The organism is Candidatus Binatia bacterium (assembly GCA_029243485.1).
Lineage (GTDB): Bacteria > Desulfobacterota > Binatia > UBA12015 > UBA12015 > VGTG01.
The window spans coordinates 18,284-32,494 of sequence record JAQWRY010000065.1; the positions used below are offsets into that span (position 1 = coordinate 18,284).

12 protein-coding genes are annotated in these 14,211 nt (G+C 66.8%); 4 read left to right on the forward strand and 8 right to left on the reverse strand.

Annotation, left to right across the window (positions count from 1 at the left end):
* Positions 1–29: 29 nt before the first annotated feature.
* Genes P8R42_19215 through P8R42_19235 form a run of 5 tightly spaced genes read right to left on the reverse strand, consistent with a single transcriptional unit; the run spans position 30 to position 5,329 of the window.
* On the reverse strand, positions 30–1,238 hold the full coding sequence (locus P8R42_19215; protein MDG2306739.1) for a CoA transferase: 1,209 nt from the start codon (positions 1,236–1,238) through the stop codon (positions 30–32).
* A gap of 13 nt (positions 1,239–1,251) precedes the next feature.
* Positions 1,252–2,115 carry an LLM class F420-dependent oxidoreductase gene (locus tag P8R42_19220; protein ID MDG2306740.1) on the reverse strand — a complete coding sequence of 288 codons (864 nt, stop codon included), beginning with the start codon at positions 2,113–2,115 and terminating at the stop codon, positions 1,252–1,254.
* A 9-nt stretch (positions 2,116–2,124) separates the two neighbouring features.
* The gene (locus P8R42_19225; protein ID MDG2306741.1) at positions 2,125–3,207 is read right to left on the reverse strand and encodes an amidohydrolase family protein; all 1,083 of its coding nucleotides are present in this window, start codon (positions 3,205–3,207) and stop codon (positions 2,125–2,127) included.
* A gap of 28 nt (positions 3,208–3,235) precedes the next feature.
* Complete coding sequence (locus tag P8R42_19230) at positions 3,236–4,012, reverse strand: SDR family oxidoreductase (GenBank protein ID MDG2306742.1); 777 nt, start codon at positions 4,010–4,012, stop codon at positions 3,236–3,238.
* A gap of 18 nt (positions 4,013–4,030) precedes the next feature.
* The gene (locus tag P8R42_19235) at positions 4,031–5,329 is read right to left on the reverse strand and encodes a cytochrome P450 (protein ID MDG2306743.1); all 1,299 of its coding nucleotides are present in this window, start codon (positions 5,327–5,329) and stop codon (positions 4,031–4,033) included.
* Positions 5,330–5,460: 131 nt separating this feature from the next.
* Between P8R42_19235 and P8R42_19240 the strand changes: the two genes are divergently transcribed.
* Positions 5,461–6,390 (forward strand): helix-turn-helix domain-containing protein, encoded by a 930-nt coding sequence (locus P8R42_19240; protein MDG2306744.1) that lies wholly within the window; start codon positions 5,461–5,463, stop codon positions 6,388–6,390.
* A 77-nt stretch (positions 6,391–6,467) separates the two neighbouring features.
* On the opposite strand, the gene P8R42_19245 is transcribed toward P8R42_19240, so the two are convergent.
* The 3 genes from P8R42_19245 to P8R42_19255 form a co-directional block, all read right to left on the reverse strand.
* Entirely contained in the window at positions 6,468–7,685 is a 1,218-nt protein-coding gene (locus P8R42_19245; GenBank protein MDG2306745.1) for an amidohydrolase family protein, read from the reverse strand.
* Between the two features lie 61 nt (positions 7,686–7,746).
* A complete protein-coding gene (locus tag P8R42_19250; GenBank protein ID MDG2306746.1) occupies positions 7,747–9,036 on the reverse strand; it encodes a CoA transferase in 1,290 nt (429 codons plus the stop codon).
* Positions 9,033–10,280, reverse strand: a complete 1,248-nt coding sequence (locus P8R42_19255; protein ID MDG2306747.1) for a CoA transferase — start codon at positions 10,278–10,280, stop codon at positions 9,033–9,035. Before P8R42_19255 ends, P8R42_19250 begins: the two co-directional genes overlap by 4 nt.
* A gap of 109 nt (positions 10,281–10,389) precedes the next feature.
* Here P8R42_19255 and P8R42_19260 point away from each other — a divergent pair, with 109 nt between their 5' ends.
* The 3 genes from P8R42_19260 to P8R42_19270 form a co-directional block, all read left to right on the forward strand.
* Positions 10,390–11,955, forward strand: a complete 1,566-nt coding sequence (locus P8R42_19260; GenBank protein MDG2306748.1) for a class I adenylate-forming enzyme family protein — start codon at positions 10,390–10,392, stop codon at positions 11,953–11,955.
* Between the two features lie 193 nt (positions 11,956–12,148).
* Positions 12,149–13,201, forward strand: a complete 1,053-nt coding sequence (locus P8R42_19265) for a phosphotransferase (GenBank protein MDG2306749.1) — start codon at positions 12,149–12,151, stop codon at positions 13,199–13,201.
* A gap of 2 nt (positions 13,202–13,203) precedes the next feature.
* Positions 13,204–14,211 (forward strand): AMP-binding protein (locus P8R42_19270; protein MDG2306750.1); only part of this gene is annotated, 1,008 nt, incomplete at its 3' end.

The following is a 14,211-nucleotide window of genomic DNA, read 5'->3' on the forward strand; positions in this document are numbered from 1 at the left end:
CTTTGCGGGACGCGAGACCGGAGGCTCGGCTACAGGACCTCGTCATCGCGGAGCGCGCTGATCTCTTGCCAGTCGAGGCCGAGCGCGAGAAGTACCTCTTCCGTATGCGCACCGACCTCCGGCGCGGGGGAGAGTGCGGGCACCCGCTCGTCGAATTGGCACGGGTTCGAGACCACCTCGAACCGTTCGTTCGAGCCGCTCTCGATCTCGGTGAGATACCCGTTCGCTCCGGCCTGCGGATCTTCTCGTACCTCTCGAACGCTCTGCTGTGGCTCCCAGGCCGCGTCGAGTCCGGCCAGCTGTTCGGTCCATTCGGCAAGGGTACGCGTGGCGAACACGGCGGAGAGATCGCGGGAGCAGGCCTCGGCGTTCTCGCGGCGCGCCTTGGTGTCGGCGTATCGGGGATCGTCGGTCCACTCGGGACGCCCGAGGTGTCGGCAGAAGTCCGGCCAGTGGCGATCGGCCTGGAGCATGACGAGCGCGAGAAAGCGGCTGTCGGCCGTGCGGTACGTCGCCGTGAGGGGGTTTGCCATCGGGTGCTTGAAGCCCGCGTGCGCGTCGTACTGCGGGTTCGCGCTGTACACGACGTCCGACGACATCACCCACATCGCGGTTCCGAGCAGCGAGACATCGACCACGGAAGGCTCGCTGCGGCGCTCGCGCCGGAAGAGGGCCGCAGCAATGCCGAACGCGAGGTTCATCGCGCTCGTGTGGTCCCCGAAGCCGGGGCGTTGGCCGACAGCGCGGTCGGCGTCCGGCGGCGTGAGCGAATGGGCCACGCCGCCACGAGACCAGAAGGCCGACATGTCGTAGCTCGGGCGGTTGGCTCCGGGCCCGCGCATGCCGAGTCCGTGCCCGCGTGCGTAGATGATCTGCGGATTGCTCTTGCGTACCGCGTCCACGCCGAGAGAGAGCCTCTCGATCGCGGCGGGCCGCAGGCTCGTCAGGAAGACGTCTGATTCCGCAACGAGCCGAAGGAGCAGCTCGCGGCCGGCCTTCTTCTTGACGTCGATCCCGATGCTGCGCTTTCCGCGGTTGTTCTGCTCGACCGCGAGGTTCGGACCGCTCGGGCCGCCACCGAGCCCCATCGTACGCAGGCCGCGCGCGGGGTCTCCCTGTCGCGGGTGCTCGACCTTGATCACGTCCGCGCCGAGATCCGCGAGCAGCGCCCCGGCCGACGGCACGAACACCCACTGCGCCAGCTCGACGATGCGCACTCCCTCCAGGATTCCACTCATGCCAAATTCTCCTCTACGCCGGCGCGAGGAACATCTCGGCGTACTCGTCGAGCCGTTGCTCACGAGTCTCTCCTCGCACGTCCATCGCGAAGAGAATCAGCTGATCTGCGCCGGCGTCGCGGTACTGGAGCATCCTGTCGCGGTCGACCGGGTGCCGATATCCGCACACGCTGATGCAGAGCTCGTCCCGGCTCCGTCCGACGCTCTGGAGCTGGGCGTCCAGTGCGTCGAGCCGCTTGCGTAGCTCGTCCGGCTCCAGATTGAACCCGTACCAGCCGTTGCCGAACCGTGCGGCACGCCGTAGCGCACCATCGCTGTTGCCGCCGATGTGTACCGGCAGAGGAGTCTGGATTGGCTTGGGCCAGCAGCGCGACGTCGGGAGCGTATAGTGCGGCGTCTCGCACGAGGACGGATCGTCTTCCCAGAGCGCGCGCATCACCTCGAGATAGCTGTTGGTCCGGGCGGCGCGGTCCTTGAACGGCGCGTCCACGGCTTCGAACTCCTCACGCACCCAGCCGATCCCGAGACCGAGGTCGAGTCGTCCACCCGACAGGTAGTCGATGGTCGCCGCGAGCTTCGCAGTCTGCACCGGGTTGCGCTGCGGCACGAGCGCGACGCCCGTGCCGAGACGGATCTTCTCGGTCGCGCACGAGAGGTAGGAGAGCGCGGCGAACGGGTCCAGCAGGCCCCACTCTCCCGCGATGAGCGAGGACCTTTCGGCGAACGGTGGCTTCGACCCGAGTTCGTCGAAGAACAGCACGTGCTCGGCCACCCAAAGAGAGTGGAAGCCTCGTTCCTCTGCGGCACGGGCGGTGGCCGCAAGGTGCTCTGCGGTGGAGAAGGGTGCGGTCGAATCGATGAAGAGCCCGATGTGCATTGGCTCGCTCTAGAGCCTGTAGAGACGCGCTGCGTTCTCGTAGAGGATCTTTCGGCGCTCTGCCTCGGGGAAGCCGCTCATCCATTCGTTCGTGAGCTTGCGGCTGTCGGGCCAGGTCGTCTCCGAGTGGGGGTAGTCGCTCGACCACATGATGTTGTCGATGCCGATGTGCTCGCGCTCGCGCAGGCCGACGGGGTCTTCCATGAACGTCGCGTGGACCTGGCGCTTGAAGTAGAAGCTCGGCGGGTTCTTCAACTCGTTCTTGGTCCAGTGCCGGTGCTTCTCCCATACGTGATCGAGGTAGTGCTGGGTGAACGACAGCCACCCGAGTTGACCTTCGACGGAGACGACCTGGAGATCGGGGTAACGCTCGAGCAGGCCGGAGAGAACCATCCGCGAAACGGACTCGGCCATCGCGAACTTGCTCATGAGCAGGTCACTGATGAAGCCGACGGAGTCCGTGCTCGGCATTGCGGCCTTGCGATGCCGGCCCCCCACGTGGACCGCGGCGGCCCAGCCTTGGTCGAGGATGGCGCGCCACAGGCCGTCCCACTTCGGTTCGTACCATTCGTCGTCGCCGGGAAAGCGCGGAATCACGCCGCCTTTGAGTCCGCGGCCGGCGGCGCGCTTCACCTCGGCGATCGCCATCTCCGGTGTGTCGCACGGGAGGTAGGCGATGCCGATCAGGCGCTTGGGATCGGCCGAGCAGAAGTCGGCGAGCCAGTCGTTGTAGACCTGATAGCTCGCGTGCCGCAGTTCCGCGTCTTGTGAGGGCAGAGGCCCTCCACCGTAGATCACCTCGGCCTGGACGTGGTCTGCGTCCATGTCCTCGAGTCGCGCATTCGGTTCGAAACCGCCCGCCCGCTGCTCGTTCAGTCGTCGGACGTTCCAGCTGAACTCCTCGGGCTTCTTGCCGGCCATGGCGTTGATGCCGAGCAGGGGAGTGCGCCGTCCTTCGAACACTTGGAAGTCGCCCTCGTCCGTGGATTCGATTCGGGGCGCCTTCTCACGAAGGGATTCTGGAAGGTACTTGGCCCACATGGTGGCGGGTGGGTTGACGTGCGAGTCGGCGGAAATGAGTTCGTGAGACATCGTGTTCCTCCTGGGTTCCGGGCGCCGCCTAGCGCGCCAGGTATCCACCATCGACAGGCAGCGCGACGCCCGTCACGTTGGATGACAAACTGGATGCCAGATAGAGCGCGGCATTCGCGCAGTCTTCGGCCAGGATGGGACGCCCGAGCGGATGCTGGCCGGCAATCGCATCGAGGAACTCCTTCGGCTTTGGCTGAAAGGCGGCCTCGGGCGGCATCGCGAAGTTCGTGTCGATCGCTCCGGGGCAGAGGCAGTTGACGCGGATTCCGGCCGCTGCGTTCTCGATCGCCAGTCCCCGCGTGAGTTGGATGACACCGGCCTTCGTGGCGCCGTAGGGCACGCCGCCCCAGCCCACCATTCCGGCCGCGGAGCCGGTGTTCACGATCACGCCGCCGTCGCCCTGCGCCTTGAAACGCAGCAGTGCGTGTTTGCAGCCGTACGCGACGCCGAGAAGGTTGATGTCGATCAGGCGCTTCCAATCCGCGGCGTCGTGTTCCTCGAACGACGCGCCGAGCCTGGGCGTGCTGACACCCACGTTGTTCATCATGACGTCGAGGCGTCCATGAGCGGAGACGGCCGCGTCCACGAGATCGTGCACGTCGTCCTCGCGCGAGACATCACAGGGAACGAATCGTGCATCGGGGCTGCCGTCTTCGGTTACGAGGCGCAGGGTTTCGTTGCCCCAGTCTTCCTGTACGTCGCCGCCGACCACGTGGGCGCCTTCCTTGGCGAACAGCCGGGCCGTCGCACGGCCGACGCCCGAGCCGATGCCCGTGATGACGACGACCTTCCCTTCGAGCAGCATCCTGGGTTTCCTTTCGATTCAGTTTTCGAGGATCACCGGCAGCGCGGTGGGCATGCGAAACAGCAAGCCCGTGATCCAGGGCTCTGGCGCATCGGGGTCGAGGCGGAAGGTCGGAAAGCGGTCGAGTATCGTGTTCAATGCGGTGCGCATCTCGAGCCGCGCGAGGTGGGCGCCCACGCAGAAGTGGGGTCCCAGGCCGAAGCTCGCGTGCACGCGGCGTTCGCGCGTGATGTCGAAGCGGTGCGGTTCGGGCCAGCGCGCGGGATCGTGGTTGGCCGCGGCCAGACACGCATTGACGACGCTTCCCTCCGGGATGGCCACGCCGGCGACCTCGCTGTCGCGCGTGGCGATGCGGCTGATCGACGTGAGCGGCTGCTCCCAGCGCAGAGCCTCTTCGATCGTCTCTTCGAGCCGCGATCGATCGTCCCGCAACAGATCGAATTGTCCCGTCTGCAGCAGGCCCAGCAGAAGGCAGCCGAGTCCCCGGTAGGTCGTACCCGCTCCCGCCGGGAGCATCACGCGGGCGAATGCGAGGATCTCGTCGTCGTCGAGTACGTGACGACCGCCGTCTTCGTCACGCATCTCCGCCTGGCAGAGCACGCTGATCAGGTCGTCCTTCGGCTCGACGCGGCGGTCTCCGACGACTTTGCGGAGGTAGTCGGCGATCTCCTCCGAAGCACGCATCGCATTGCCGGGAGCGCCCGACGCACCTCCGACGGCGAGGATGGCGAGCTCGTGGAAGTGCGCAACGTCCTCGCGTGCGACCCCGAAGGAGCTCGCGATCGTGTAAACGGGGAGATGGGCGCACAGCTCCGCGTAGAGATCGACGCGGCCTCCGCGCGCGGCGCACTCGTCGAGGATCCGATCGATCGTCGGCTGGATCCACCGCTCGCACCAACGCTCCACCTGCCCTCGCAAGAGCGACGGTTGCACCAGCTCTCGGTGGCGTCGGTGCGGCTCACCGTCGAGCTGAATCAGGCTGACGCCGACGGTTGGCTCGAGTGTGCGTTGGTACCAGCGTGAAGAGAAGGTCTCCTTGTCGCTGAGTACCTCGTCGACAGAGTCCCAGCCGTAGCACGAGAACTGGCGGGACTCGGGCCAGCCCATCCCACCGACGTCGCCGAGCCCGAACGCGCCGGTGATCGTTCCTTCCTGGACCGAACCGATCTCGCGCAGCTCGTCGTATCGCGGATACGGATCATCGATCGAGCCGGCTCCGGTCGCTCGATTGCGGGCGCGCTCCGCGGCGTTGGCACCGACCTCGATGGGTGCGGAGGTAGCTCGATCGCTCTTGTCGGCCTCGGGACGGGTGGACATGGCGGCTCCTCGTTCGCGGAACTTGCGCTGGCTCTCTTGATGTGCTGAAATATCAGCACTGCTAGTGGTATACTAGCATTTAAGTATCAACTCCATTCGTCCGGGGCAATAGGAATCTCTGGAGGAGCCGCATGCCGATCACTCCCTCGCCCGCAGTTCTTCGTGCCTGCGACGTACTCGGGCACCTCACGCGTCACCCCGGGGAGTCGTTCACGGTTTCGGAGTTGGCGCGCGTCGTCGAGGTGCCTCGGGCTACGTGCGACGCAATCCTGCAGGCGCTCGCGTCTGCGCAGTACGTCACTCGGAATCACGGCGATCGCCGCTATCGGCTCGGGCCGGGTGGCATCGCTCTTGGCGACGCGGCACGGACGGCACACCCGGTTCTTCAAGCTGCCAAGATCGAAGCGGAAGAGCTGGCGCGTCAGAGCGAGTCTTGTGTTGCGGTGTGCATCCGCGACGGAGACACGGCGCGCGTCGTCGAGGTGTTCGACTTCGGACCTCTCTTCGCGCTTCGAGCCCGCGTGGGGCAGACCATCCCGCTGGTTCCACCGTTCGGAGCCGTGTTCGTCGCGTGGGCCGATGCCGATGTCGACGCATGGCTGGCGAACGCGCGGCCGGCACTCACGACGGACGAGCAGCGGCGCTATCGTCGTGCGCTCGAAGAGGTACGGCGACGCGGCTACAGCGTTTCGGTCGCGACGCGTCGGCAGACGGAGCTCACGCGGGCAGTGGACACCCTCGCGACATCGCCCGAGTCCGAAGTTGCGCTGCTCGCACGCGACCGGGTGGTGCAAGAGATGATGCACAGCCGCTACCTCGTCGCGGAGCTCGATACGGACCAGGCGGTGCGCGTCGCTCAGGTTTCGGCGCCCGTCTTCGATGGGAGCGGGCACGCGGCGGCGTCGATCCTCGCGCCCGGACCCGACTACGATCTGGCGGGTGCCGAGCTTCGCGAGTTGGTACGGCGCATTGCCGCGGCGGCGGTTCGTGCTACGGGCCGCGCGGGTGGCCGAGATTCGGCGCACGGATCCGCCGCCGGCGAGGACCCGCGGGCGCTCTGAGGCCTACCGGGAGATCGACCCTGCGGGCCATCGTCGCGAGATTCCTCCTCGAAAGATCGTGCGGCGGTGGGCGCGGCTCAGTCGACGGCCAGCCCGTACACGCCGGCCGCGTTGGTGCTCAGGACCTTGCGTCGTTCCTGTGGTGTCAGGTCGGCGAGCTGCTCGCGCGCGTGGTCGAGCGGGCGAGGGTAGAGGCAGGTGGGATGCGGGAAGTCCGTCTCGAACATCACGTTGTCCACGCCGAGGCGCCGGATGGTGGAGGCGACGTCTCGCGTCTCGAACCAGAAGCACCCGTAGATCTGCCGGCGGAAGTACTCGAGTGGCGAGAGCGAGAGCTTGTCGAGCCGGCTCGCGCCGCTCTCCGCCAGGGAGTACTCCAGCGTCTCGAGGATGAACGGAATCCACCCGATGCCGCTCTCGACGGAGACGAACTTCAGCTTCGGGAACCGCTCGAGAAGTCCCGACGTGATCAGATTCGAGATGACCTTGGCGTTGCTGATGAACATCATCCCGGACCCGACCGAGAGCTTTTCCTCGGGCGCCAGTGATGGCCAAGGCGTCTCGCCGTACCAACTCATGGTGCTGTCGCTGGCGCCGATGTGGAAGTTTACCGGCAGTTCCTTGTCGCAGCAGAGTTCCCACAACGGCGTCCAGTAGTCCCCGCTCAGGTCCTGCATGCCGTGAAGCTGTGGGTCCGAGTTGATGTTCACTCCGCGCATACCCATGTTCGCGCAGCGCTCGGCTTCTTGGACGGCGAGGTCGATGTCCCACCACGGGAGGAGGGCCATCGGGAGGAGGCGGTCGCCCGACTCGGCCTGCATCTCCGCCATGGCTTCGTTGTAGATCTTCGTGCTCACCAAGCGGAGATCGGCCTCGACCGGCTCGCGACGGGGTGCGCCCAGGGGGGCGCGGCCTTGGCCCGCGAAGCCGAGAACGTTGGGGTAGATGACGTGAGCCCAGATGCCGTTGTCGTCCATCCACTGAAGGCGCTCCTTGGTGCGCGAACATCCGGGGTGGACGTCATCGAGCTGCCAGTCGGTGAACTCGATCCCGGCCGCCTTCTGGCCGTCCCGACGGACGACGCTCGCGGCGGAGCCGACGCCCATGGAGCGGTCGCCGTCGATGGTCCAGACCCGCTTGCCGTCGGTCATCTTCATCTGCGGCACGCGGTCGCGATACTTGGGTGTCGCGCGCGACGTCCACAAGTCCAGCGGCTCACTGATGTGTGTGTCGACGTCGACGATCTTGAGCGTGTCGATGTCCGAGCAGCGTGTCGCTTCCGAGCCGGCGTTCATGACTGGTTCCTCCTTGTTTCCGGGTAGCTCTCCGCGCCCATCCGAACAACGAACGACGCCATCAGATGACTCCGCCCGCGCGCAGGGCGGCGAGATTGTGTTGCGTGACGCCCAGTTCGGCAAGAACCTCTGCGGTGTGTTCGCTGAGAAGCGGCGCCCGTCGTGCAATCCGCCAAGGAGATTTTTCGAACGCGTAGGGTGCGCCGGGGTAGCGGAAGGAGCGTTGGAGGTCGGGGTGGTCGACCTCCACTTGAAAGCCGCGCGCGCGGAAGTGCTCGTCTTCGAACGCCTCCTCGGGCGCGTAGATGACGCCAACGGGCATGCCGCGCGACTGCGCGCCGACGAAGAAGTCGTACGCCGGCAAACGGGACGCGATCAGGTTGAGCGCCTCTCGGCCCGCGGCGTAGATCGCGGTCACCTCGTCGTCCGTCCCGATCTTCGACAAGTCGAGGGTCTCGCGCTCTGCACCCATGCGAAGAAAGACGGTTTCGGGAAGCTCGTCTGCAAGGGCCAAAGAGTCGAGCCATTCGATGAGCCGGCCGAACTCCTCGCCGCGACGCGGGGGCACGCCGGTCGTGACGTGCCGACCGTCGGCGCACTCGATCTGGGTGGGGAGACTCGGCTGTTCGAGGGCGTGGCGGCCGGTCTGCCGCTGTACCGTGCCCTGCTGCACGAGCCAGTGGTACGACGCCATCTCGGTCGTGACGTTGGCGGCCGCGTGCATACTCACGTCGACGTGTTGCCCCCGGCCGGTCACCTGTCGCGCGACGAGAGCCGTGAGAACCGAGAGTACGGCAAAGTGGCAGGCCGTCGCGTAGCCCTGGTTCCCGCCGCCGCGCACCGGCGGAAGGGAGTGGTCGTCGTATCCGCAACTCCAGACCGGACCGCCCGAGGCGAGCAGTGTGAGGTCGGTGATCGGCTCGTCGCGCTCTGGTCCTCGGCGACCGAAGGGCGTGAGCGAGACGACGATCAGCTCCTTCTTGTTGCGTGTCAGGTCTGGATGGTCGAGGCCGAGCTCGGCCATCCGACCCGGCCGCTCACATTCGAGAACCACGTCGGCAGTGGCGGCGAGGCGGCGGAACAGGTCGCGCCCGCCCTCGTCGTCGACGTTCAACGTAATGCCGCGCTTGCTCGTGTTGTGGTGCCACCAGTACAGGCTTCGCTCGGTTCCGGGCACGTCGTCGAGAAAGGGTGGATAGCTGCGGGTTCGGTCGCCGCCCGGCGGCTCGACGAGGATCACGTCGGCGCCCATGTCGGCGAGGAGCTTTCCGCCGAATGCGCCGTGCTCGTGCGCGAGCTCGACGACGCGGACTCCGTCGAGGGCGCCAGGGGATTGCGTCGGCGCGCTCATATCACTGCCGCCCCGCGGAGCTCGTCGATCTCGACCTGCGACAGGCCGAGGAGCGTCGAGAAGATCTCATCGTTGTGTTCGCCGAGGCAGGGGGCACCGCGCTCGATCTTCCAGTCTGTCTCGGAGAAGTGGACGGGCAGGCCGTCAACGCGGACGCGCCCTACCTTCGAATGCTCCGCCGTGGGCCAGAGTCCCCAGTCGCGCGTGCTCTCGCATTCGTCGATGCGCTCGGACGGTCGTGCGATCGCGCTGGCCGGCACGCCGGCCTCCCGAAGGGCAGCGGCCGCTTCGTAGTCGTCGCGCGTGCGCGTCCACCGCGCGACGAGCTCATCCAGCTCTTCCTCCGCGGCGCCGCGACCGGCGAGTGTCGCGAAGCGATCGGCGGAGACGGCCTCTTCTCCGATTGCAGAAGCCAGCGCTCCCCAATCACGATCGTCCCGACATGCAATTGCGATCCAGCGGTCGTCTCCTCGCGCGGGGTAGATCCCGTGCGGTGCCATGGGCGGCCACTCGTTCCGATTGCTGCTGGGCGATCCGGGGCGGCGCATCGGTCGTCCGTTCACGGTGTAGTCCAGGATCGCCGGACCGTTCAGCGTGAGCCCGGCGTCCGTGCAGGACATGTCGACCCATTGGCCCTCACCCGTCCGGCCGCGGTGGAGGAGGGCGAGCAGGATCGCCATTGCCATGTACGAACCGCCGGTATGGTCCATGTACGAGAAGCCCCAACCCGCGGGCGGCTGTTCGGGGAGTCCTGAAGTAAAGGTGAGCCCGGAGAGCGCTTGGACGATGGGGCCCCAGGTCTTGAAGCGGGAGTAGGGCCCGACCTGGCCGAAGCCGCAGTTCGAGACATAGATGATGTCGGATCGGAGCTCCTTCAGCCGGGCGTAGCCGAAGCCGAGGCGCTCGAGGACGCCGGAGGCAAAGTTCTCCGCGACCACGTCGCTCTGCTCGACGATCTGCCCGAGAAGCTCGCGCCCACGCTCGGTCCGCAGGTTCAGCGTGATCCCGTACTTCTCGACGTTGTGGTTGTTGAAGCCGCCGCCGAAGTCGACGCCGCGGCGCTCGTCCGCGTAGGGCGGCATGGTTCGAAGGATGTCCCATCGACCTTCGCGTACGGGGTCCTCGATGCGGATCACCTGCGCGCCGAACGCGGCGAGCCACCTCGTGGCGCCAGCGCCGGCGAGTTGACCGGTGAAGTCGCAGATGCGCAGGTGTCCGAGCGCGTTGGCCTTCGAAGTTGACATCGACGTCGGTTGGGACGCTATTGCCGATGGCGCGAGATCGCAAGAACGTTCGCGTCCGCTCGTCGGGAGCTACACCCATTCGCGCCGAACCCATACGGATGTCGAGACAATGGCCACGCTGAACTTGCCGCCGCGCATCCCGGACGATCTGGCTGAGCGCTATCGAGCCGACGGCCTCTGGGACGATCGGTTGCTTGCCGACGGGATCGAAGCGGGCGCCCGGCAACGACCGACGGCGTTCGCCGTTGCGGACAATGAGCGTTCGCTGACCTACGCCGATCTCGCCCGAGAGATTCAGTCGGCGGTCGCGGCGTTGGCCGACGAGGGTGTGCGGCAGGGCGCCGAAGTCCTCTTGATCGCGGGGAATACCGTTGCGGGTGTCGTGGCCTACCACGCGCTGCTTCGGGTCGGGGCCACGATCGCGGTGCTGGACCGCCGATGCGGAGCGGCGGACGTGCGGTCTGCGCTCGACGTTCTCGCGCAGACCACTCTCGTCGTCGTTCCCGCATCGGAGCGCGCTCGCCTCTCGGATGGGCTCGGCCAGATGCGGGTCGTCGCCCTCGAGTCGCTCGCCGCTGGCCCGAGGCCCGGACCGTGGGCTGAGCCCGATCGAGACGACGCGCGGGTCGTGCTCTTCTCCTCGGGGACGACGGATCGTCCGAAGGCCGTGGTGCACTCGCTCAACACGCTGACGGCCGGCGCCCGGAACATGGCGCGCATCACCGGCGCCAACGAGCAAGCCGGGCTCTTCCTGGTGAGTCCGCTCACGAGCATCACCGGGGTCGTGCAGATGCACCTCGCCGCCGATCGGCACGCGGCGCTGATCCTCGAGGACGCATTTTCCCCGGAGGCCTCTCTCGAGCGGATCAACGCGTGCGGTGCGACGCTTCTCGGTGGCGCGCCCGTGATTGCAGAGCGACTGCTCCGTGCAGCCGAAGCGAGAGCCGATCGCCGCATCGCTCTTCGCTCGCTTGCGCTCGGAGGCGCGATGCTGCCGTTGCCTCTCCTCGAGCTTGCAACGGACTCTTTCGGCATCGAGATCGCGCGCGTCTACGGTTCGACCGAGGTTCCGTGTGTCACGGGCAGCGTCCCAGGAGAGGACCGCGCGAGTCGGCTCGCCGACGACGGCGTGCTTCTGCCCGGGACGGAGGTCCGCGTCGGGTCGACCGAGAGCCCGCAGGAAGGTCTCGTACGCGGGCCAAGCATGTTCCTGGGTTACGCAGATGGAGAGCACGACGCAGGGGCCTTCGAGAACGGCTGGTACCGCACCGGCGACCTCGTGGACCTTGCGGCCGGGCGCCTCACCGTCGTCGGGCGACTGAAGGAGATCGTCAACCGAAGCGGCCTCAAGATCTCGCTGAACGAGATCGAGGCGGCACTCGCGCGGATGCCGGGCCTGCACGAGTACGCGTCCTTCGTGGCTCCCGACCCCGAAACGGGCGAGCGGCTCGCCGTCGCGGTTCGGCCGGAGCCGGGTACGACGGTCGGACTGGACGAGGTGATCGCGCACCTGCTTGGTGAGGGGATCGCCCGCCGAAACCTCCCCGAAGAGTTCGTCGTCTGGCAAGACCCATTGCCCCGAACCGCCTCGGGCAAGGTGGTCCGCTCTCGACTCGCCCGCGAGTCCACGGGCCGTCCGGTCGAGGTTGCAGCCCGCCTCGAAGCCGAGGCGTGAGCACCATCTCGAGCCCGGCTGGTCTCGGAATCATACCTCCTTACCTATACTGCGGTGAGGCGCCTTGATTTCGACTTCGACGTCAATATAGCTTTGTCGCCGCAGACTCGCCCGACCCCGTCGTTCGTGCGGGCGTGAGGCGCGGCCATCTGCGTCGACTGGATTTGAAACGGACCGAAGCGGAGACAACGGCATGTCCCTCCCCGACACACCTGAAGCGATTACACCGCAGTGGCTGACGACGGCGCTCGCGACGTCCGTGCCCGGTGTCGAGGTCTCGAGCGTCGAGGTCGTCGACCGGCATTCGGGGACGACGGGGCGTGCGCGACTCCGGCTCGAGTATGCATCGAGCACAGCCGGGCCGGAGACGGTCTTCGTCAAGCTGCCGCCCTTCGGCGCGGAGCAGCGGCAGCTCGTCGCGGTGACCGACATGGGTCGGCGAGAGGCTCGATTTTACGAATCCGTGGCCGCCGAGACGCCGATGCGTGTCCCGCGCGCCTATTTCGCCGCTCACGGAGACGAGAAGACCGAGTACATCATGGTCTTGGAGGATCTCGAGGCGAATGGGTGTACGTTCCCGGAGGGCTGGGGAGAACACGCGCGCACGCACGGCCAGCAGCTCGTCGAAGGCCTTGCGCGCGTGCACGCGCACTTCTGGGAGGACGCGCGGTTCGCGTCCGAACTCTCGTGGATACCGCGTTCGTCCCGCGGGCCGATGGGCGCGAAGCTGATCGACCTCGCGCGCCAGAGCCTCGGCGGAGATCTTCCGCCCGTGTTCACGGAGCTCTGCCAGCTCTACGTCGAGAACCACGAACGGATCGTCGACGTGTGGGACGACGGCGAGTCGACGCTGATCCACGGCGACACGCACGCGGGAAATCATTTGGTCGATGCCGGTCAGGTCGGTTTGTACGACTGGGCTGTCGTGACACGGTCGCCGGGCATTCGGGACGTCGCAATCTTTCTCTGCAATTCGTGCCCGGGGGACGTACGGCGCGAGAATCAGGACGAGTGGATTCGTGCCTACCACCAGGGGCTCGTCGACGGCGGAGTGGCTGCACCGGACCTCGAGACCCTCCAGCTGCGCTATCGTCGCACGGTCCTCTACGGGTGGGTCGCCGCCACGACGACCGCGGCGATGGGCGACCGGTGGCAGCCGATCGAGGTGGGGATGCAGGCCACGCGCCGTGCGACGGAGGCCTGCGATGATCTCGGGACCCTGGACGCCTTCCGGGAGGCGCTCTGACGATGAAGCTCGAGCCGTTCCGCAATTGGGTCGTCGCCCGCGCAAACGACGACAACCCAGCGATTCACTTCGAGGATCGATCCTGGCCGTACCGCGACGCCGTGCAGGCCGGCGCGGAGCGGGCTACGTTCATGCTCGCCGAGCGACGCGACGGACCGCTTCACGTCGGCGTGCTTCTCGAGAACGTGCCCGAGTTTTGGTTCTGGCTGGCCGGGGCCTCGCTCGCCGGAGCGGTCGTCGTTGGGATCAATCCGACGCGCCGGGGCGCGGAGCTCGCGCGCGACATCGAGCACACGGATTGCCAATGGATCGTTACCGACGCGAAGCACCGTGATCTGCTCGACGGACTTGGGCTCGACGTCCCGATTCTCGAGATCGATACCGACGCTTACGCAGCGGCGCTGGAGCCGTTTGCGGGCTCTCCGCTTCCGGACGTGGAAGTGGAGCCCGACGCCCACCTCCTTCTGATCTTCACGTCCGGTACGAGTGGTGCGCCCAAGGCGGTGATCTGCACTCAGAGAAAGCTCGCACTTACGGCCCAGAGCGTCGTCGGCATCGCGGAGCTCAGCGCGCGGAGCGTCACGTACGTCGCGATGCCCATGTTTCATTCCAACTGTCTCTTCATGGGCTGGGGGCCGACGGTCGTGGCAGGCGGCGCGACGGTGTTGCGCCGAAAATTCTCCGCGTCGTCCGCATTACCGGACATCCGCAAGTACGGGTGCACCTACTTCCATTACGTGGGGAAGCCGCTCTCCTACATTCTGGCGCAGCCCGAGCAGCCCGACGATGCGGACAATCCGCTCGAGCTCGTGTTTGGCAATGAAGGCGCCGAGCTCGACATCGAGCGCTTCAGTAAGCGCTTCGATGTCCGGGTGATCGACAGCTATGGCTCGACCGAGACCGGCGCTACGGTCCGCCGGGTCGAGGGGATGCCGAAGGGCGCGTTGGGTCGTGCGGGGAAGGAGATCAAGGTCCTCGATCCGGATTCGGGGGAGGAGTGTCCCCCCGCC